At 64.6% G+C, this 20,063-nt stretch carries 19 protein-coding genes; 9 read left to right on the plus strand and 10 right to left on the minus strand.

All coding sequences use genetic code 11. The features are described 5' to 3' along the window. Nucleotides 1-10 precede the first annotated feature (10 nt). Both ABIB73_RS29005 and ABIB73_RS29010 read right to left on the minus strand, forming a co-directional pair. On the minus strand, nucleotides 11-1,558 hold the full coding sequence (locus ABIB73_RS29005) for an undecaprenyl-phosphate glucose phosphotransferase (protein WP_354229590.1): 1,548 nt from the start codon (nucleotides 1,556-1,558) through the stop codon (nucleotides 11-13). A gap of 119 nt (nucleotides 1,559-1,677) precedes the next feature. Beyond that, nucleotides 1,678-2,811, minus strand: a complete 1,134-nt coding sequence (locus ABIB73_RS29010; protein WP_354229592.1) for a glycosyltransferase family 4 protein — start codon at nucleotides 2,809-2,811, stop codon at nucleotides 1,678-1,680. Between the two features lie 202 nt (nucleotides 2,812-3,013). Here ABIB73_RS29010 and ABIB73_RS29015 point away from each other — a divergent pair, with 202 nt between their 5' ends. Next, the gene (locus ABIB73_RS29015; RefSeq protein WP_354229594.1) at nucleotides 3,014-5,236 is read left to right on the plus strand and encodes a GumC family protein; all 2,223 of its coding nucleotides are present in this window, start codon (nucleotides 3,014-3,016) and stop codon (nucleotides 5,234-5,236) included. Between the two features lie 78 nt (nucleotides 5,237-5,314). On the opposite strand, the gene ABIB73_RS29020 is transcribed toward ABIB73_RS29015, so the two are convergent. Next, on the minus strand, nucleotides 5,315-6,496 hold the full coding sequence (locus tag ABIB73_RS29020; RefSeq protein ID WP_354229596.1) for a GNAT family N-acetyltransferase: 1,182 nt from the start codon (nucleotides 6,494-6,496) through the stop codon (nucleotides 5,315-5,317). Nucleotides 6,497-6,626: 130 nt separating this feature from the next. On the opposite strand from ABIB73_RS29020, the gene ABIB73_RS29025 reads away from it, so the two are divergent. Continuing rightward, a complete protein-coding gene (locus ABIB73_RS29025; RefSeq protein WP_354229598.1) occupies nucleotides 6,627-7,670 on the plus strand; it encodes a polysaccharide deacetylase family protein in 1,044 nt (347 codons plus the stop codon). A gap of 3 nt (nucleotides 7,671-7,673) precedes the next feature. Here ABIB73_RS29025 and ABIB73_RS29030 read toward each other — a convergent pair whose 3' ends face one another. After that, on the minus strand, nucleotides 7,674-7,895 hold the full coding sequence (locus ABIB73_RS29030; protein ID WP_354229600.1) for a DUF2842 domain-containing protein: 222 nt from the start codon (nucleotides 7,893-7,895) through the stop codon (nucleotides 7,674-7,676). A gap of 126 nt (nucleotides 7,896-8,021) precedes the next feature. Between ABIB73_RS29030 and ABIB73_RS29035 the strand changes: the two genes are divergently transcribed. Next, on the plus strand, nucleotides 8,022-9,104 hold the full coding sequence (locus ABIB73_RS29035; RefSeq protein ID WP_354229602.1) for a COX15/CtaA family protein: 1,083 nt from the start codon (nucleotides 8,022-8,024) through the stop codon (nucleotides 9,102-9,104). Between the two features lie 10 nt (nucleotides 9,105-9,114). Here the strand turns inward: ABIB73_RS29035 and ABIB73_RS29040 are convergent, their stop codons facing one another. The 4 genes from ABIB73_RS29040 to ABIB73_RS29055 all read right to left on the minus strand — a co-directional run bounded on the left by ABIB73_RS29040 (nucleotide 9,115) and on the right by ABIB73_RS29055 (nucleotide 12,435). Then, a complete protein-coding gene (locus ABIB73_RS29040) occupies nucleotides 9,115-9,459 on the minus strand; it encodes a hypothetical protein (protein ID WP_354229604.1) in 345 nt (114 codons plus the stop codon). Nucleotides 9,460-9,587: 128 nt separating this feature from the next. Further along, a complete protein-coding gene (locus ABIB73_RS29045; RefSeq protein ID WP_354229606.1) occupies nucleotides 9,588-10,868 on the minus strand; it encodes an O-acetylhomoserine aminocarboxypropyltransferase in 1,281 nt (426 codons plus the stop codon). 138 nt (nucleotides 10,869-11,006) lie between these two features. After that, nucleotides 11,007-11,591: a CoA-binding protein gene (locus ABIB73_RS29050; protein WP_354229608.1), complete on the minus strand. Its 585-nt coding sequence runs from the start codon at nucleotides 11,589-11,591 to the stop codon at nucleotides 11,007-11,009. A gap of 19 nt (nucleotides 11,592-11,610) precedes the next feature. After that, nucleotides 11,611-12,435: an enoyl-CoA hydratase gene (locus tag ABIB73_RS29055; RefSeq protein ID WP_354229610.1), complete on the minus strand. Its 825-nt coding sequence runs from the start codon at nucleotides 12,433-12,435 to the stop codon at nucleotides 11,611-11,613. Nucleotides 12,436-12,521: 86 nt separating this feature from the next. Between ABIB73_RS29055 and ABIB73_RS29060 the strand changes: the two genes are divergently transcribed. From ABIB73_RS29060 to ABIB73_RS29085, 6 genes are all read left to right on the plus strand, one after another. Next, nucleotides 12,522-12,950 carry a PaaI family thioesterase gene (locus ABIB73_RS29060; RefSeq protein WP_045003148.1) on the plus strand — a complete coding sequence of 143 codons (429 nt, stop codon included), beginning with the start codon at nucleotides 12,522-12,524 and terminating at the stop codon, nucleotides 12,948-12,950. Between the two features lie 158 nt (nucleotides 12,951-13,108). Next, on the plus strand, nucleotides 13,109-13,573 hold the full coding sequence (gene rplM, locus ABIB73_RS29065) for a 50S ribosomal protein L13 (protein WP_354229612.1): 465 nt from the start codon (nucleotides 13,109-13,111) through the stop codon (nucleotides 13,571-13,573). Between the two features lie 2 nt (nucleotides 13,574-13,575). Next, a complete protein-coding gene (gene rpsI, locus ABIB73_RS29070; RefSeq protein WP_354229614.1) occupies nucleotides 13,576-14,052 on the plus strand; it encodes a 30S ribosomal protein S9 in 477 nt (158 codons plus the stop codon). Nucleotides 14,053-14,281: 229 nt separating this feature from the next. Continuing rightward, a complete protein-coding gene (locus ABIB73_RS29075) occupies nucleotides 14,282-15,514 on the plus strand; it encodes a GGDEF domain-containing protein (protein ID WP_354229616.1) in 1,233 nt (410 codons plus the stop codon). Nucleotides 15,515-15,572: 58 nt separating this feature from the next. Further along, nucleotides 15,573-15,812: a hypothetical protein gene (locus ABIB73_RS29080; RefSeq protein ID WP_354229618.1), complete on the plus strand. Its 240-nt coding sequence runs from the start codon at nucleotides 15,573-15,575 to the stop codon at nucleotides 15,810-15,812. Nucleotides 15,813-15,913: 101 nt separating this feature from the next. Beyond that, nucleotides 15,914-16,210 (plus strand): antibiotic biosynthesis monooxygenase family protein, encoded by a 297-nt coding sequence (locus ABIB73_RS29085; RefSeq protein ID WP_354229620.1) that lies wholly within the window; start codon nucleotides 15,914-15,916, stop codon nucleotides 16,208-16,210. 110 nt (nucleotides 16,211-16,320) lie between these two features. Here the strand turns inward: ABIB73_RS29085 and ppx are convergent, their stop codons facing one another. After that, a complete protein-coding gene (ppx, locus tag ABIB73_RS29090) occupies nucleotides 16,321-17,823 on the minus strand; it encodes an exopolyphosphatase (protein ID WP_354229622.1) in 1,503 nt (500 codons plus the stop codon). 12 nt (nucleotides 17,824-17,835) lie between these two features. Next, nucleotides 17,836-20,028: an RNA degradosome polyphosphate kinase gene (locus tag ABIB73_RS29095; protein ID WP_354229854.1), complete on the minus strand. Its 2,193-nt coding sequence runs from the start codon at nucleotides 20,026-20,028 to the stop codon at nucleotides 17,836-17,838. Nucleotides 20,029-20,063: the final 35 nt, after the last annotated feature.

Below are 20,063 nucleotides of genomic sequence, written 5' to 3' on the forward strand. Positions count from 1 at the left end.
GAAACTCAACTCAATATGCGTTCTCGTTCTTGGTCAGCAGCGAGATCGGCGTCTTCAGGAGAATGTAGAGGTCGAACAGCACCGACCAGTTCTCGATGTAATAGAGGTCGAACTCGACGCGCTTCTGGATCTTCTCTTCATTGTCGATCTCGCCGCGCCAACCGTTGACCTGGGCCCAGCCGGTGATGCCGGGCTTGACGCGGTGGCGGGCGAAGTAGCCGTCGACGGCCTCGTCGAACAGCCGGCTCTGGAGCTTGCCCTGCACCGCATGCGGACGCGGGCCGACCAGGGAGAGATTGCTGGAGAAGACCACGTTGAAGAGCTGCGGCAGCTCATCGAGGCTGGTCTTGCGAATGAAGCGGCCGACGCGGGTGACGCGCGGATCGTTCTTGGTCACGACCTTCGAGGCCGTCGGGTCGGCCTGGTGGTGATACATCGAGCGGAACTTGTGGACGTCGATGCGCTCATTGTTGAAGCCGAAACGCTTCTGCCGGAACAGCACGGGACCGGGACTGTCGAGCCTGACCGCCAATGCCACCAGCGCCATCACCGGAAGCGCGGTGAGCAGCGCAAGGCCGCCGACGATGCGATCGAACAGCCACTTCATCACCAGATCCCAGTCGGTGATCGGCGCCTCGAACACGTCGAGCGTTGGCACCTCGCCGAGATAGGAATAGGAACGGGGACGGAACCGCAGCTTGTTGGTGTGCGCGGACAGGCGGATGTCGACCGGCAGCACCCAGAGCTTCTTCAGCATCTCCAGAATGCGCGTCTCCGCCGAGATCGGCAGCGCGAACAGCACGAGATCGACGCGGGTGCGGCGGGCGAATTCGACGATGTCGTCGACCTTGCCGAGCTTGCGCGCGCCGGCGCAGGTGTCGAGCGCGCGGCTATCGTTGCGGTCGTCGAACACGCCGAGCACGTGGATGTCGGAATCCTCCTGCCCGTTGAGCGCCTCGACAAGCTCCTCGCCGTTGCGGTCGGAGCCGACGATGATGGTGCGGCGGTCGAGCCGGCCCTGGCGCGCCCAGTTGCGCACCAGCGAGCGCAGCACGAGGCGCTCGGCGACGAGCGCGGCGAGACCGAGGAAGAAGAAGGCTGCGAGCCACAGCCGCGACACCTCACCGCCAAGCTTGGCGAAGAAGGAGGCGCCGATGAACAGCAGGAAGACGAACGACCAGGACGAGATCATCCGCGTCATCTGCCGAAGCTGTCCGCGAAACAGCTGGACCTGGTAGATGTCGGCAGCCTGGAAGCAGACCACTGCGGCGGTCGCGACGGCGAAGATTGCGGCGAGATAATCCCAGCGGAGGCCGGTGAGCGGCATGACATAGCCGACGTCAATCGCGATTCCGATGAAGCTCAGCAGCAGGAAATCGGTGGCGCGCACGATGCCGGCGATCACGATCGGCGAATAGGCGCGGGCAACCTTCTGGTTGACGACGTCGAGCGCAGCCGGCGTGAGCCGGCGACGGCGTTCGACGAAAGCTGTTTCAGCCGGCTTGGCCGCGGCGCTGGTCGCGGCATCGAGCATCGAGCGTGCGTTGAGCGGTTCCACGGGCGTCCACGTCCATTCCAAAACCCGAGGGCCACGGCTTTGCGTCCCGGGCGAGCATCCCCCAAGCTCATCGGATAACGGACAAATCGGAAGATTCTCTAAAGCCGCCTTAAGGATGGTTAATGGTTCGCAAATGCGTCGCGATAACCCGCGAGCACGCCGTCGACCATCGCCTGCTGGGAGAAATGCGCCGATATGCGCTCGCGGAGCGACGCCGCACGCTGCGCGGTCAGCTGCGGGTTTTCGAGCGCGGCCGCGATGGCCTCGGCCATGGCCTCGGCGTTGCTCGCTGCGAACAGGGCTGGGCTGTCGTTGCCAAAAATCTCGGGGATGCCGCCGACGCGCGCTGCGATCATGGGAATGCCGGCCGCTCCCGCCTCGATCACGACGTAAGGCATGGAATCTCCGCGCGAGGGTACGACCAGGAGCCGGCCCCTGGAAAAGCCGTAGCGCGCCTTGACGTGGCCGACGAAGCGGATCGCACCTGTCAGGCCGAGCTTCTCGACCTGTGCTTTCAGCGTGGCCGTCTCTTCGCCATCGCCGCCGAGCGTCAGGGTGACCTTGTTGCCGCCCGCATGCAGCCGCGCTACCGCTTCGACCAGGAGGTCGGCGCCCTTGATGTGCCTGAACTCGCCGACATAGGTGAGGTCGGTGGCATCGTCGGCGATGACGACCGGCTCGAACTCCTCCGGGGTCACGCCGTTGAAGACGCAGTGGACCACGCCCTTCGGCGTGCCGACAATGCGCTGATAGGTGTCGCGCGCAAAGGCGCTCTCGAACAGGAACAGGTCTGTCGCGTCGATCAGCGTCCGCTCGAGCCGCGCGTAGAACTCGCCCTTCAGGGTGTTCAGGGGATAGTGCAGCGAGCCGCCATGCGGGGTGTAGATGCGGATGGTGTCATCCGAGCGGCGCCGCATGCGGACGAAGGCGCCGGCCTTGGCGCCATGGCCGTGCGTGACGTCGGGCTTGAGCTTGCCGACCAGGCGCCGCATCCGAAGCCACACCAGAAAATCGTCCGGCGACGGTTCGCGGCGGATCGCGAGCCGGTGCACGCCGAGCGTCAGCCGCGGCGCGAGCTCGGCCAGCGCTGTCTCGGCGCGCTCGCCGCCGGTGAGGCTGTCGGCAAGAATCCCGACATGATGGCCGCGCTCGACCTGGCCGTTGGCGAGGTCGAGAATGTGACGGAAAATGCCGCCGACAGGGGCGCGCACGGCGTGCAGGATGCGGAGCGGCTGGTCGGGAGAGGGGGGCATGATCAAAACCAGCGCTCGACGGCGAATGCCGAACAAAGTTCTCGAAATATCGAGAGGGATTAAGAGCCCTCGTGGTTAACAAACGGTGACGAGCGCGCGTGCACCGGTCGCAAGATATCGCGATTAACCCGGCAGCAACCCTAATGGAGTGTAATCGCCCCGGTTGAGGTAGATTGGTGGCGTTGCCCTGCGGGAGTGTTCGATGCGTTTAGCGTTCTGGCGTGCCGGCAAGGACAAGGCCGTGATCGAACGGGCTGTGTCGAAGCCTAAAGCCAAGCCGAAGATCGAAGCAAAGCCCGCACCCGTTGTCGTGAACCAGGCGCCAGCCGAATCCGGCGATATCGATCTGCACGCGCTCGGAGGCGCGCTGGCGCGCAAGCGCGGCTGGGTCATCGTGCCGACGGTGCTGGCCCTCGTCGCTTCCGTCGCCGTCGTCAATCTCGTCACGCCGCGCTACAAATCCGAGTCGCGTATCCTGATCGACGGCCGTGAGAACGTGTTTCTGCGTCCGAGCAGCGACCGCAGCACCGAGGAGCGGCAGGCGCTCGATCCCGAGGCCGTCACCAGCCAGGTCCAGCTCGTGCTGTCGCGCGATCTCGCGCGCGAGATCATCAAGAAGAACAAGCTTGCGGAACGGCCGGAATTCGATCCGGTGCTGCAAGGCATTTCGCCGCTGAAGTCGCTTGCGGCGCTGGTCGGCATCGGCCGCGATCCGTTCTCGATGACGCCTGAAGAGCGCGTGCTCGACGCCTATTACGATCGCCTCCAGGCTTATGCCGTCGACAAGTCCCGCGTGGTCGTGGTCGAATTCCAGTCGGCCGATCCCGATCTCGCCGTGCGCGTCGCCAATTCGATCGCCGACGGCTATCTCGTGCTCCAGCAGAATGCGCGCCAGGACCAGGCGCGCAGCGCCAGCCAGTGGCTTTCGGGCGAGATCGAGAATCTGCGCAAGAAGGTCTCCGACGCCGAGGCGAAGGTCGAGGATTTCCGCTCCAAGTCGAGCCTATTCATCGGCACCAACAACACGACGTTGTCGAACCAGCAGATGGGCGAGGTCAATACCCAGCTCAACAACGCACGCTCGATGAAGGCGGACGCGGAATCCAGGGCGCGGCTGATCCGCGAGATGCTCCAGAGCGGCAAGCCGATCGAGGCATCCGAGGTGGTGAATTCCGAACTGATGCGGCGACTGTCGGAGCAACGGGTGACGCTGCGGGCGCAGCTTGCCGAACAGTCATCCACGCTGCTCGGCAATCATCCGCGTATCAAGGAGCTGAAGGCACAGCTCGGCGATCTCGACAATCAAATTCGCGATGAAGCGGCCAAGATTTCGCGCTCACTCGAAAGCGATGCGCGGATCGCCGCCGGCCGGGTCGACGGCCTGACCACGAGCCTCGATCAGCTCAAGAAGCAGGCGACATCGACCAACGGCCAGGACGTCCAGCTCCGCGCGCTCGAGCGCGAGGCCAAGGCGCAGCGCGACCTACTCGAGACGTATCTTGGGAAGTACCGGGAGGCCAGCACCCGCGAGACCATCGACACCGCACCGGCGGAAGGCCGCATCATCTCGCGCGCGATCGTGTCCAACACGCCGGCTTATCCGAAGAAGCTGCCGATCGTGCTGATCGCGACGCTGGCGACGCTGCTGCTCTCGTCCGGTCTCGTTGTCACCGGCGAGCTGTTGCGCCAGACCGCCCCCCGCGCGGTGGCTGCAATCATCCCGGCGCTGGCGCCTATTCGCCAGGAGCCGGTTGTCGATCCCGTGGTGGCTGATCCCGCGCCGCTTCAGCCGGAGATGACGGCCGATGCCGATGTCACCGAATTCGCCGAGATCGACCGGCTGGCCGAGAGCCTGCGCGCCGCCGGCACGGCCGCGAAGAAAGTCACGGTGCTCGGCACCGCGTCGGGCGATGCCATCACGCTGTCGACGCTGACGCTCGCCAGGCACCTGGCGCGCGACGCGCGCGTCGTCGTGGTCAATCTTGCTGTCTCCTCGTCGACGATTGCAGCCATCTCCGTCGATGCCTCGGCGCCGGGTCTTGCCGAGCTGATGCAGGGCGAGGCGTCGTTTGCGCAGGTCATCACCCGCGACAAGCTCTCCCGGCTGCATCTGGTGATGGCCGGCCGTCCGGGCTTCGACCGCAGCCTGCTTCAGTCGCCGCGGGTGGCCCTCGCAATCGACGCTCTGCTTCGCGCCTATGACCACGTGCTGATCGACGCCGGCAGCGCCTCCGATCTTCCGGCTGAGCTGCTGACGGCGAATGCCCGCGCCGTCGTGGTGCCCGATGCGTCGATGGAGCCCGATGCCCGCGCGCTGATGTGCGAGCAGCTCAAGGCGGTCGACTTCAGCGAGGTGACGATGCTGAGCAGGCCGGTGCAGCCGTCGGATGCCGGCGAGCCCGCACCGCGTGTCGTGGCTGCGTAGGTCTCTCACCCTCCCACCTTGTAAGAGAGGGTGGCGCAGTTCGCCAGCCGTTAGATTTTCGGCGAGAGCTTGTAACGCTTACCCGAACGCCTGGCGCAGCTTTCGCGCCAGGTCGAACAGCATCTGGTTCTGCTTCACCAGTCGCTTGCCGTGGTTGAGCGAGGACATCGCCATGGCCGCGAGTTTTCCGCGCGAGGTCAGCGGGACGAAGCTGTCAAAGATGTCTTCGTCGTCCTTGCAGAACATCCGCTTGTAGTCGTCCGTGCCGATGCCGAGGTCGAGCGAGTGGTAGCCGCGCTCGGCGTAGCGGTCGATGATGTTGCGCATCAGGATCAGGCCGGGGCTGTAGCGGGCTTGCTCCGACAGCGTGTAGGTGTTGAACATCGCTGAGAAGCGCTGGCCGTCGGCGACGCCGGCAAAGATCGCGATCACCTCGTCGTCGCATTCGAGCGCGTGGATGTCGATGACGCAGCCCTCGCCGCAGGGCGACAGGCATGCGTCGCGGATGAATTGCTCGACGCCCGGCTCGGCGAACACATTCGGCAGCTTCTGTTCAGCCATCCGCGCCGGCTTGATGCGGAAGAACCAGTCGAGCAGGCGGGTGACGTCCGCATCGGTGGTGGCGAAGTGATAGCGATAGCCGGCGAGTGCCTGGAGCTTCTTCTCCTTGCTCTTCAGCCGGCGCCGGAACGAGTTGCTGATCCGCGATGCGGGCGGGCCGCCGGGCTCCATCACCAGCAGAGGGCAGCCGTTGATCGAGCTCTGCCGCGGGAGAGCCGCAAACGGATTCTGCTGGTCGTGCCAGCGCCTGGGCTGCTGCGTCAGCGAGAGCACGTCGACATGCTCGCGCATTGGCTCAAACAGCGCATCGAGATCGGCTGCGGCGGCTTGTGCTGCGAACTCGGCGTTCCACAGCCCCATGTTGAAGGTCGTATGCTTGCCGCCCATGAAGCAGGCGGTGCGCACGCTATGGTTTTGGCGAAGCGAGAGCGGCAGGAGTGCGAGCGGCTTGTGCTCGGCGTCCCGGGCAATCACGATGAAGGGCCGGGCGCCTTCGATCTCGCCAACCAGCCGCTGCCAGGGACTCAGCATATCGAACCGCTGATAGGGCGTGGAAAGATGGCCGGGCTCTTCGAAGGCGCGCCAGATCGGCTCGGCCAGGCCGATATCGGCGACGAAATCGACATGCGCGATACGGCTTGCTTTCGACCGTGGTGGCGCTTCTGCCGTCCGGCTTTGCATCGCCGCAGCCATGGTCATTCGCGAAACCTGTCGAGAAAACGAAAAAATGCGTATTTCGGCCTGTGGCCGACCTTTGCAAAGAAATGTCAACAAAGGGTAATGACAATAGGCGAGGGAACAGGCCGCCGGCGAACGCGAAGGTGGGATATTGGCATCCGACGACAGATGGCTGGAGCGGCTGCGGCTTGAACTGGCCTGGTTCTCCGGCCAGGCCTTGTGGCGCAGCCGTGGCGCCGGCGCCATCCTGCGCTTCGAGCGCGTGCGGCCGCGACGGAGCGGCGCGTTCCAGCCATTACGCGAAAACGAGATCACGCCGCAATTTCTCGATCGAGCCATCCGCGCGCTGAAACGCTGGAAGTATGACTTTCTCGGTATGGACGAGGTCTGCCGGCGCGCGGTGACGCTGCCGGAGAGGCGGCGCTTCGTGGCTCTCACCTTCGATGGCGCCAGCAGGGATTTGATCGGTTTTGCCTATCCGGTGCTGGCGCGCCACGCCGTGCCCTTCACCGTCTACGTTCCCACCGCCTTTCCCGATGGCGTTGGTGAAGCGTGGTGGCTCGGGCTCGAGCAGGTGATCGCGCGCGCGAGTCGCATCAGCCTGATGATGGGCGAGAGGGAGCAGCGCTTCACCGTCACAGGCAATGCCGAGAAGCGGGCGCTGTTTTCGTTCGTCGAGAGCTGGCTGCGTTCGCTGCCGCCGGCGGATCTGTCGGCTGCGATCGCCGATCTCTGCACACGCTACCGGATCGATCTCGCCGCGCTCTCGCGCGACGCGTCGATGGATTGGGAAGATCTGGCGAAGCTCGCGGCGGATCCTCTGGTCACGATCGGCAGCGCGACGGTGAACTATCCGGTTCTCGCCAACATCAAGGACGCGGCTGCGCTGCGCGAGATGACGATGGGCAAGGCGGTGGCGGAAGCGGCCTTCCGCCGCGAGATCCGGCACGTGGCGTTTCCGTTCGGCGATCGCGCCTCGTTCCGGCGCAGCCATGTCGTGATGGCAGAGGAGGCGGGCTTTGCCAGCGCGGTATCGACGATACCAGGCATCGTTGATGCGGAAGGACGTACCAATCTGCGCGCATTGCCGCGGATTTCCTGGAATGGCCGGGTGCGTTCGCTACGCATGATGCGCGTGATGGTGTCCGGAATTGCCTTTGCGCCGGTGAGACCGACGGGCAGTGCTACAAACTAGATGCTACGACCTAGATCTGGCGCGGTCGGGCCGCTGCATCCAGCTCACGATCGGCATCGCCGGCAGCACCCAGCCCATGCCCACAACCACATAGTAGATCGCCTGCCGCCAGCCGGACTCGGCGATCCACGGCATCTGCGCCAGCACCATGCCGAGGAGGGCCCAGACGGTGGCCAGCACCAGGAGCAGGATGGCGCCGAGGAACTTGCGGGTGCGGATCGTCATGACGGGATGTCGCGGTCTTTTGCGTAACTTGCGCTGTGGGAGCGGGGGACTATAAGGGGCACGCAGTCCGGTTCAAGCCTCATTGGTTCAAGTCTCTTAGGTACAAGTCCTGGTTTCGAGCCCGAAATGACGATCATTTCCGCCCCGTCCGAGCCGCATCGCGCCGTGCGCTGGTGGTTGATCTCCGTGGCCGCGCTGATCGCGCTGATGGTGCTGGTCGGCGGCGCAACGCGGCTGACAGAATCCGGACTCTCGATCGTGGAATGGAAGCCGGTCACCGGCAGCGCGCCGCCGCTCTCGGAAGCGCAATGGACCGACGCCTTCGAGGCCTACAAGAAGATCCCGCAATATCGCGAGCTCAATGCCGGCATGAGCCTGTCCGAGTTCAAGGAGATCTTCTGGTGGGAATGGAGCCACCGGCTGCTCGGCCGTTTCATTGGCGTCGCCTACCTGCTGCCGTTCCTGTTTTTCCTGTGGCGCGGCGGCCTGTCCGGTGAATTGAAGCGGCGGCTATGGTTCCTGTTTGCACTCGGGGGGCTCCAGGGCGCCGTCGGCTGGTGGATGGTGGCCTCGGGCCTCTCCGAGCGCGTCGAGGTATCGCAATATCGGCTGGCGACGCATCTGGTGCTCGCGCTGTTGATCTTCGCCGGCATCGTCTGGACGGTGCGGCGGCTCGCCGAGCGGCTGCAGATCGCAGCGCCGGCGCGGTTGCGATTCATGAGCGCGCTGCTTGTGGCCGTGACCTTCGTGCAGATCTATTTCGGTGCGCTGGTTGCGGGCCTGCGCGCCGGGCGTGCCTACAACACCTGGCCGCAGATCGACGGCGCGTTCATTCCGTCGGTGGAGCGGCTGTTGTTCGAGACCCCGTGGTGGCGCAACCTGTTCGACAATGTGCTCACTGTGCAGTTCGAGCACCGCATGACAGCCTATGCGCTGTTCGCGCTCGCAGCGTTGCACGCGTTCGATGCCGTGCGGTCGCGCGCAGGGGCTGCGGCGAGCGGTGCGTTGTGGCTGTTGGCGGCCGTGAGCCTGCAAGCGGTGCTCGGCATTCTCACGCTGCTCAACCAGGTGCCGATTGGGCTTGCGCTCGCACACCAGGCGGTCGCGATCGTGGTGCTCACGCTTGCGGTGATGCAGACGGAGCGGCTCGCGTCACGGCAAGCTGCGGATGCGCAGCCGCGTGCGGTTCCCGTCGGTCAGGTCGGCTGATCCTGGCCGGTCAGCAATAGCCGTAGATGCCGCAGGCGTAGGGCAGCCGCCAAAAATACCCGACCTGAGGTCCGCCGTAATACGGTCCCTGATAGTCGTAGTCCCACGGACGGCCGTAATAACCCGGCAGCGTGTAAGAGCCCGGCAGAAGCGGAGTGCCAGGCAGGTTGCGGATGTAGCTGCCGACGCCATAGGCCGGCGAGATCAGCGCATCCGGATCGGTCTCGACATAGACCTTGGGCGGCTCCTGCTGCGGAGCGGCGGCGCGTCGCTTCGGCGTGGCCGGGAGGTCGGCGGCCAGCGCACCTGAGACCGTCAGTATCGCCGCTAGGGCGGGCACTATCCAGCGCAGCATCGTCGGCTCCGAATCAAAGGGGCGATCCAGTGACGATGTATGCGGCAGATATGGTTAATGACTGTTAACTGCAGCCCGTCATTCCGGGGCCCGCTTTCGCACGCCCCGGAAGACGGTGGTGACGGCGACTACGCGCCCAGCGCCTGCTCCAGGTCGGCAATCAGGTCTTCCTTGTCCTCGATGCCGATCGAGAGCCGCACCACGTCGGGGCCGGCGCCGGACTTGACCTTGGCGGCGTCGTCGAGCTGGCTATGCGTGGTCGAGGCCGGATGGATGACGAGCGAGCGGGTGTCGCCGACGTTCGCAAGGTGCGAGAACAGCTGCAACTTCGACACCAGACTGACGCCGGCGTCATAGCCGCCCTTGAGGCTGAAGGTGAACACGGCGCCCGCGCCCTTCGGCGCGTATTTGCGGGCGAGCTGGTTGTACTTGTCGCTCGCAAGACCTGCATAGTTCACCGAGGCCACCGCCGAGTGGTCGCCGAGGAATTCGGCGACCGCCTTGGCGTTGTCGCAGTGCTTCTGCATGCGCAACGGCAGTGTCTCGATGCCGGTGAGGATCATGAAGGCGTTGAACGGCGACAGCGCAGGGCCGAGGTCGCGTAGGCCCAGCACGCGGCAGGCGATCGCGAAGGCGAAATTGCCAAAGGTCTCCTGGAGGCGAATGCCGTGATATTCCGGCCGCGGCTCTGACAGCATCGGATATTTGCCGCCAGTCGACCAGTCGAAGGTGCCGGCATCGACGATGATGCCGCCGAGCGAATTGCCGTGGCCGCCCAGGAATTTCGTCAGCGAATGCACCACGATGTCGGCGCCGTGGTCGATCGGGCGGATCAGATAGGGCGAAGCCAGCGTGTTGTCGACGATCAGCGGCACGCCCGCCTTGCGCGCCACCGTCGAGATCGCCTCGATGTCGGTGATGCTGCCGGCGGGATTGGCGATGGACTCGATGAAGATCGCCCTGGTGCGCGGCGTTACCGCGCGCTCGAAGCTTGCGACGTCATCGGAATCGGCCCACACCACGTTCCAGCCGAAGCTCTTGAACGCGTGCGCGAACTGGTTGATCGAGCCGCCATAGAGCTTTCGCGCGGCGATGAACTCGTCGCCGGGCTGGAGCAGTTGCTGCAGCACTACGACCTGCGCGGCATGGCCCGAGGCGACCGCAAGCGCGGCGGTACCGCCTTCAAGCGCGGCGACGCGCTCTTCCAGCACCGCATTGGTGGGATTGCCGATGCGGGTATAGATGTTGCCGAACGCCTGCAATCCGAACAGCGAGGCTGCGTGGTCGGCGTCGTTGAACACGAAAGACGTGGTTTGATAAATCGGGGTCGCGCGCGCACCGGTGGTGGGATCGGGCTGTGCACCGGCATGCACGGCGAGGGTTGCAAATCCCGGAAGGCGATCGCTCATTGAGGGCGTCCTGTTCTTGTGGTCTGAAATCGCGCGGCATGCTGATCGGCGCCGCGGCTGCCGTCAAGGCGCCGGCTCACATCAGAGCAATCGTGCTACGCATTGTCGCGTTCGCGAAACGAATGCTTCGCAATTGCGTCAGCTTTGTTCGCTCTTGTTTTTGGCGGCGCGATCCGATGCCGCGGTGTCGCCACCGCCGACACTCATCCGATTGAGGGATAGCCGCATGCCTTGCGTCGGTGCCGGCGGCCGCTTGGAACTGAGCGTGCGCGAATTGACGCCCATCCAGGAGATTTCGGACGACAAGCGGCCATATTCGATCTTGGGGCAGCGGTTCATCACGACCTTGATGCCAACCGACTCCGCCTTTGCCGCGGCAACATCGTCGCGCGCACCAAGCTGCATCCAGATCACCTTCGGCAACGGATCGAGGGTCAGCGCCTCCTCGACCACGGGCATGATGTGGCTGGAGTTGCGGAAGATGTCGATCATGTCGACGGGACGGCCGATGTCGGAGAGCGAGGCGACGAAGGGTTTTCCGAACAGGTCCTTGCCGACTTGGCCGGGATTGACCGGGATCATGTCATAGCCGCGCTGCGCCAGATATTTGAACGCAAAATAGCTCGGCCGCACGTTGACCGGCGAGGCGCCGACCATCGCGATCGACTTCACGCTGTTGAGGATGCCGCGGATGTAATTGTCGGGATAGGCGTCGTGGTTCATGTGTCGTCTTTTCTTGTTGTCACTCATCTCGCCATGTCGGCGTGCGCTTCTCGATGAAGGCCTTGATGCCTTCCTCGGCGTCGCGCGCCATCATGTTCTCGGTCATCACCTCTGCTGCATAGCGGTAGGCGTCGGCAAGGCTCATTTCGGCCTGCCGGTAGAATGCCTCCTTGCCGAGCTTCACCGTGTAAGCGGATTTCAGCGCGACCTGTTCCGCAAGTGCAATCGCGGCATCACGCTCGGTGCCGGCGGCGACGACGCGATTGACGAGGCCGATCTCGCGGGCGCGCGGGGCCAGGATAGGCTCGCCCGTCAGCAGCATCTCCATGGTCTGCTTGCGCGGCACGTTGCGCGACAGCGCCACCATCGGCGTCGAGCAGAACAGGCCGATGTCGACGCCGGGCGTGGCGAAGCTTGCGGCCTCCGAAGCGATCGCAAGATCACAGCTTGCGACGAGCTGGCAGCCGGCCGCCGTCGCAATTCCCTGGACGGCAGCGACCACGGGCTTGGGGAGACGCACGATCGCCTGCATCATCGCGCTACAGGCATTCATGATCTCTGCGAAATAGGCGCGGCCGCGGTCGGGGTCGCTGCGGCGCGCGGTCAATTCCTTCATATCGTGGCCGGCGGAGAACGCCGGGCCGTTGGCGGCGATGACGGCGGCGCGGATGCGCTTGTCTTCGGCAATCGCGTTGAAGCTCGCATGCAGCTGTCCGATCATCGCCTCCGACAGGCTGTTGCGCGCGGCGGGGCGGTTCAGCGTCAGCACGGCAACACTGCCCACGATCTCCCGCAGCAGGATCGGCGGTTCCGCGGAGGGGGGGCGGGCGGGCTGGACGGACATTGAAGCGTTTCCAGTTGGATTATTGCAATTGGATGATGCAGATAACCTAATGTAACAGGGGACGTGAAGCGAGGGTAAGGCTTAGCATGGCATTAGCGAAAATGAGCGTGGCGGAGCTCGAACAGTTTCTCCGCGACGAGTTTCCCCAGGCCTTCAGCGGCGACGACATCACGATCGAGAGCGCCGACGGCCAGACCTGCCTGCTGCGCCAGCGCTACGGCGAAAAGATGCTGCGGCCCGGCGGAACCGTGTCCGGCCCGACGCTGATGGCGCTGGCGGATTTCGCGATGTACGTGGTCCTCTTGTCTGCGATCGGTCCGATCGGGCTTGCCGTCACGACCAATCTCAACATCAACTTCCTGCGCAAGGGCCAGCCCGGACAGGACGTGCTGGCGGAGGCGCGGCTGCTCAAGCTTGGCAAGCGGCTGGCGGTTGGCGAAGTGAACCTGTTGTCCGGGACGTCACCCGATCCGATCGCCCATGTCACATCGACCTATTCCATTCCAAATGTTTGAGCTTTTCGCAGGTAATATAGCACCATATTTTTAACATACTGATTTTGCTTATTTAATTTCCGTCTTCAGGCATTGACCGTTGCGCAGCTCTTCTCTAGAAAACCGCGCAGTCCGGTGCGGTGTTCGCGCCGATGTCTCCCGTCCACGGAAACTCCGATATGAAAACCTTTTCGGCAAAGCCGGCTGAGGTGACGAAGAAGTGGGTGCTGATCGACGCCAAGGGTCTGGTCGTCGGCCGCCTCGCCACCATCGTCGCCATGCGCCTGCGCGGCAAGCACCTCCCGACCTACACACCGCACGTTGATTGCGGCGACAACGTCATCATCATCAACGCGCAGCATGCGGTCCTCACCGGCCGCAAGCGCGAGCAGAAGACCTACTACAAGCACACCGGCTTTGTCGGCCACGTCAAGGAGCGCACCGCGCGCCAGATCCTCGAGGGCAAGCATCCCGAGCGTGTGCTCGAGAAGGCCGTCGAGCGAATGATCCCGCGTGGTCCGCTCGGTCGCGTCCAGATGGGCAATCTCCGCGTCTATGGCGGCGCCGATCATCCGCACGAGGCCCAGACGCCCGAGAAGATCGACATCGCCAAGTTGAACCGCAAGAACACGAGGGCCGCATAATCATGGCCGAATCCATTCAGTCGCTCGACCAGCTCTCGCAGCTCAAGACGGCGGCGCCCGATGCGCCCAAGCACGAGAAGAAGGTCGACAAGTTCAACCGCGCCTACGCCACCGGCAAGCGCAAGGACGCGGTCGCCCGCGTCTGGATCAAGCCGGGCGCAGGCAAGGTCACGGTCAACGCGCGCGAGGTCGAGGTCTATTTCGCCCGTCCCGTGCTGCGCATGATGATCGAGCAGCCGTTCGTCGTGGCGGCGCGTGCCGGCCAGTACGACGTGATCTGCACCGTCGCCGGCGGCGGTCTGTCCGGCCAGGCCGGCGCGGTCCGTCACGGCATCTCCAAGGCGCTCACTTATTTCGAGCCGGAGCTGCGCACCGTGCTCAAGAAGGGCGGCTTCCTCACCCGCGACTCCCGCGTGGTCGAGCGCAAGAAGTACGGCAAGGCCAAGGCCCGCCGGTCGTTCCAGTTCTCGAAGCGTTAATCGCTTCGATCACATTCGCCGCGAAAGCGGCTTCAATGAAATGCAAAAGGGCGCTGATTTCAGCGCCCTTTTTGTTGCTCGTTTGTACGCAAATTGATGACGTGTTTCGCGAAAACTTGGCCTCGCGTGAAAACCTGAATGGAACTCGCAGGACATAGCGTCGCATCTGGAAGGGCGCGCAAGTCGGCTGAGCCGATCGCGTAACTGCTATGTTCAAGAGGGGGCCGACATGATGTCGCTCGATAGCATCACGCTCTATTTGGTCGCCACGATGGTTGCCGCATTGCTCGGCGCCATGATGGTGTTTTTCGGCAGACAGGAGAACAGCCCCGCGCTGAAATGGTGGGGCACCGCATATCTCCTCGGCGCGGCTTCCGTCGCGCTATGGACTGCGACCGGCGACAAGCTCGGCCCGCATCTCTATCTCGCGCTGAATGCGGTGGGCTTCGTCGCCTGCGGCATGGTGTGGAATGCGGCGCGCGTCTTCCACGGGCGCAAGCCGAACTGGCCTGGTCTCGTGCTCGGCGCGCTCGCCTGGGTCGCGACGGTGACCCTGCTCGATCCTGCCGCTTCGATGCTGCGTATGATCATCGGCGCCGGCATCGTCTCGGTCTATGCGGCGCTGACCGCGAGCGAGCTCTGGGTCGAACGGCGCAAGAGCCTGCAACGGCGCTGGCCGGCCTTCGTGGTGCCGGTGATGCACGGCTGCGTGCTGATGCTGCCGATCCTGCTCGGCAGCTTCCTGCGGCCGAACGATGCCGGCTTTTCCGCCAGCGTCTGGGTCACCGTGTTCGCGGTGGAGCTTGTGCTCTACGCCGTCGGCACCGTGTTCGTGATTTTCATGCTGGTGTCGGAGCGCACGGTCACGGCGCACCGGACCGCTGCATCCACCGATCCCCTGACCGGCATGTTGAACCGCCGCGGCTTCTCCGAGGCCTGCGCGCGGATGATCGAGCGCGAAGCCAAGGGCGGTCGCCCGGTCACCGTGATGATCTTCGACATCGATCACTTCAAGTCGATCAACGATCGCTTCGGTCATCCCGCCGGCGACGAGATGCTGAAGCTGTTCTCGACCGTCGTTGTCAGCAATTTGCGCATCTCGGACCTCTCAGGCCGCATCGGCGGCGAGGAGTTCGCGGCGCTACTGCCGTGTTCGCTGGAAGAGGGGGTACTGGTCGCCGAGCGCGTGCGCGAGGCGTTCGAGACCTCCGGCGTCGTGGTCGATGAAGGCCCGGTCGATACCACCGTTAGCATCGGTGTGTCCGGCGGGCCGGCCGGCACCGAGCTCGAGGTGCTGCTGGCTTCGGCTGACACCGCGCTCTACCAGGCCAAGCGCGGCGGCCGTAACCGCGTCGAGGCGGCGGAGGAGCTGCCGTTGTCGCTGGAGAACTGGCGCCGCCAGAGCGCCGCGCGGATCGGTGTGCCCAAGGCACAGTCCAAGACACAGCCGGCGACAGCCTGAGGCGCGGGAGGCCTCGCGGTAATCCTCTGTTTACCATTCGGTTCCTACGATTGTGGTTATGGAATCGATCCGTCGACAGAACCCGCAGGCCACTCTGATGTCGCTCGAAGCCGCTGCGGCCTCGGCACGCGGCGGCTTCGCCTGTCTGTTCTCGACTGCAGACGAATACGAGACCGCGGTGATCACCGAGCGCCGCGCCCTGGGCCGCTACACGCAGAGCCGCCGCAGCTACTGGCCGCTCGCGCTGTTCGTCGGTTGCGCGCTCGTCGTGGCAGGCGCAGCTCTGCTGTTCGCCTGAGAGCGCCGCGTTTTGGGCCGATCAGGGTGCCATTCCGGCGCCCTTTTTGTTTGCCTCCGGCTGCGGTAGATACACCTGTTAAACAAGAAGGGTGGAAACCAATGATCACCGAGATCGCGCAAATCGACGTCAAGCCGGGCAGCGAGAAGGACTTTGAGGCAGCGGTCGCCAAGGCCAAGGCCGCCTTCGGCCGCGCCAAGGGCTTTCACGGCTTCGAACTGCACAAATCGATCGAGAAGCCGCAGCGTTACCGGCTGATGGTGAAGTGGACGACCCTGGAAAACCACACCGTCGATTTCCGCGGCTCGGAGAATTTCACCGAATGGCGCGGCCTCGTCGGCCAGTATTTTGCCGCCCCGCCAGAGGTCGAGCACACCGAGACGGTACTGGCGACCTGAGGGCTCTATTTCAGGAGCATGATCTCCGCGCAAACGCGTTCCGCGTTTGTCGCGAGGGAAAACCGCCCCGCACTTTGCGCTAGCGCGGCCCTTCGGGTCCGGATCATGCTCTAGCGCCGGATGATCGAGCCGGAGCGGCCGATCAGGCGGGCGAGCTGCTTGAAGCGGCTGCCGACCCGGTCGGCGACGAGATCGCCGAGCCTGTGCTCGAACACCAGCATCAGCTTGCGGCCCTCGCTGCGGAAATGCGTGGCGGGCAGCACGCCCGGACGCGCCGCCGAGATCAGATGCGCGACGCGGAACGCCGCGCCCAGCAGACGGGCGCGTTCGAGTTGCGCCGGGGTCAGCAGTTCCTGCATGGTGAGCGGCGGCTGGTTTTCCTCGCTCAGGCCAGCATAGCGATAGAACACCGACAGGCCGACAAAGGCGCGCTCGGTGTGCGTGATTGCACCGAAATTGCCGTTGACGACGAGGCTCAGCGTTTGTTCGCCGCGATGGTCGGGATGCACGCGCCAGCCAATGTCGGAGAGCAGGCAGGCGGCGTGGCGCAACCGGCGGTCCTCCTCGGTCTCGCGCAGCTTGACCACGCGCGCGAGGCGGTCGGTCCAGGCGATCAGCTCGCGGGCATGGCGGGCCGAGCGCGACAGGAGCTGGTTCAGCTCTTCCGCCGCGCAGATCAGCCCGTCCTTGTTGCGCTCGGTCTCCGAGAGCTTCTCGTGCAGCAGGCCTTCGCGCACGCCGAAGGTCGAAAACACGATGGTCTTCGGCCTCGCCACGCGGATGACGTGCTCGAGCACCAGCGCGGCATAGGTAAGGAGCGGGCGCCGCGCATCCGCGACGACCTCGATGTCGGCGAGCATGTTGGCGGCTGCAAGGCGACGGAGACGCCGCGAAAAGTCGAGCGCCTCGGCGGCCGAAATCGAATAGCCGTGCATCACTTGGAGCGGATAGCCGCTCTGGATGATGTGGATGCGCGCGAGCGCGCGCCAGGTGCCGCCGACCGCATAAAAGCTGCGGCCGCTGCCCGCCTTGAGCTGCGGCACCTCGTCGAGCGCCTCGCGCACGATGCGGTCGGCGCGCTTGAGCGATTTGTGGGCGAGGTCCTGGAGCGCGAGGCCGCCGAGCGGCAGCGTCACGCCGCTACGCACGCTGTTCCTGCGCACGTCGATCAGTTCGAGCGAGCCGCCGCCGAGATCGCCGACGATGCCGTCGGGATGATGAATTCCCGAGATCACGCCGAGCGCCGACAGCCGCGCCTCGCGCGGTCCGGACAGGATCTCGATTTTCACCGCGCATATGCGCTCGGCCTTTGCGATGAAGTCGGGACCGTTGGAGGCGTCGCGGCACGCGGCGGTGGCGATCGCGAACACACGGCCGACCTGCATCACGCGGCACAGCGCGCGGAACCGCTTCAGCGAGGTCAGCGCCTTGTCGACGGCATCAGGGGCGAGCAGACCCGTGCTCTGCACCTCGCGTCCGAGGCCACACAGAGTCTTCTCGTTGAAGATCGGAATCAGGCTCCGCGCCAGCGCCTCGTAGACGACGAGACGAACCGAATTGGAGCCGATGTCGATGACCGCGACGCTAGCGCCACGCTTGCGCGGCCGTTTCACGGCAATCTCCGGTCAGGACTGATTGCGTTCGTTCCGGCGCGTGAGACGACGCGGCGAGGATTCCTTGAGCGACTTTCCACGGCCAGACAGACTCGGATTTGTCATGAAGTAGTTGTGGACGTTGAAAGGCTCCTCGCCCTTCGCGGTCTTCATACGCGTTGAGGACCCGTCCGGCAACAATTGCCAGCTCTGCTCATTGTCCTTCAGGTTCGCGACCATGATCTGTTCGAGGACCTGCTGATGCACCGTGGGATTCTGCAGCGGACACAGCACCTCGACGCGGCGGTCGAGGTTGCGCGGCATCATGTCGGCCGACGAGATATACACAGCCGCTTTCGCGCTCGGCAGGCCCTGGCCCATGCCGAAGCAGTAGATTCGGCCGTGTTCCAGAAAGCGTCCAATGATCGATTTGACGCGGATGTTCTCCGACAGGCCGGGGATGCCGGGCCGCAGGCAGCAGATGCCGCGCACCACGAGTTCGACCTGCACGCCCGCCTGTGATGCCTCGTAGAGCGCATCGATGATGTCGGGGTCGACCAGCGCATTCATCTTCATCCAGACCGCGCCGGGCTTGCCGTGCCGGGCGTGCTCGGTCTCGCCCTGGATGTGCTGGATGATGCGCTTGCGCAGCGTCAGCGGCGACACCGCCATCTTTTCCAGGTCGCTCGGCGCCGCATAACCGGTGATGAAGTTGAACACGCGTGCGGCATCGCGGCCGATGGTCGGTTCCGAGGTGAAATAGGACAGGTCAGTGTAGATGCGCGCGGTGACCGGATGATAATTGCCGGTGCCGGTGTGGACGTAAGTTGTGAGGCTGCCGCCCTCGCGGCGCACCACCATCGAGAGTTTTGCGTGCGTCTTCAGTTCGAGGAAGCCGTAGACGACTTGCACGCCGGCGCGTTCGAGGTCGCGCGCCCAGCGGATGTTGGCCTCTTCGTCGAAGCGCGCCTTTAGCTCGATCAGCGCGGTGACGGATTTGCCGGCTTCGGCGGCTTCCGCAAGTGCGCGCACGATCGGCGAGTTGTTGGAGGTACGGTAGAGCGTCTGCTTGATAGCGACGACGTCGGGATCGCGCGCGGCTTGCTGGAGAAACTGCACCACCACGTCGAAGGATTCATAAGGATGGTGGACGACGAGGTCTTTCTGCCGGATCGCGGCAAAAATGTCGCCGCCATGCTCGCGGACGCGCTCGGGATGGCGCGGCACGTAAGGGGTGAATTCGAGGTCGGGCCGGTCGAGCCGGGTGAGCTGCGAGAGTTCGTTCATGGCGAGCACGCCGTCGACCAGAAACACCTCGTCGTCGGCGGCCGACAGCGCGTGCTGCACGAAGCTGCGCAGCTGCTCCGGCATCTTGGCGTCGATCTCGAGCCGGATCACCGAGCCGCGGCGGCGCCGCTTCAGCGCGGTCTCGAACAGGCGGACGAGGTCCTCGGCCTCTTCCTCGATTTCGAGCTCGGAGTCGCGGATGATGCGGAAGGCGCCCTGGCCGTGGAGATTGTAGCCCGGGAACAGGCGGTTGATGAAAAGACCGGTGACCTGCTCCAGCGAGATCAGGCGCACCACCTTGCCGTCGGCCGGCAGGCGGATGAAGCGGTCGATCTTGCCGGGCATGCGGATCAGCGCGTTCATCTGCTTGCCGTCGACGGCGCGCGTGAGCTGGAGCGCGATGGTGAAGCCGAGGCTCGGGATGAACGGGAAGGGGTGGGCCGGATCGATCGCGAGCGGCGTCAGCAAGGGGAACACGTTGTTGAGGAAATAGTCCTCGAGCCAGGTCCGCTCCGCCTTGGTGACCTCCTTGCCGTCGACCAGCACGATGCCGACGCCTGCGAGCGTGCCGCGCAGGTCGGCCCAGATCGCCTGTTGGTCGGACGCCAGCTGGGAGACGGTGTGGTTGATCAGCGTGAGTTGCTCGGACGGCGTCAGGCCGTCCGGGCTGCGCTCGGCGATGCCCTCGCGCACTTGGGCCTTGATGCCGGCGACGCGGACCATGAAGAACTCGTCGAGGTTATTCGCTGAAATCGACAGGAATCGCACCCGCTCCAGCACCGGGTGGCTGGGATTGACCGATTCCTCCAGGACGCGACGGTTGAAATGCAGCCAGGAGAGCTCGCGATTGATGAATCGCTCGGGGCTGGATGCGATTGCCGGCAGGCCCTCGGGTTCCGGGGCTTTATCTTTGATTTCAACGGCTTGCGCAGAGTCCATTAGAAGTCGGTCCATCCTGTCTCGCCATACTTTGC

Origin of the sequence: Bradyrhizobium sp. F1.4.3 (assembly GCF_040548375.1) — a bacterium.
Taxonomy (GTDB): Bacteria; Pseudomonadota; Alphaproteobacteria; order Rhizobiales; family Xanthobacteraceae; genus Bradyrhizobium.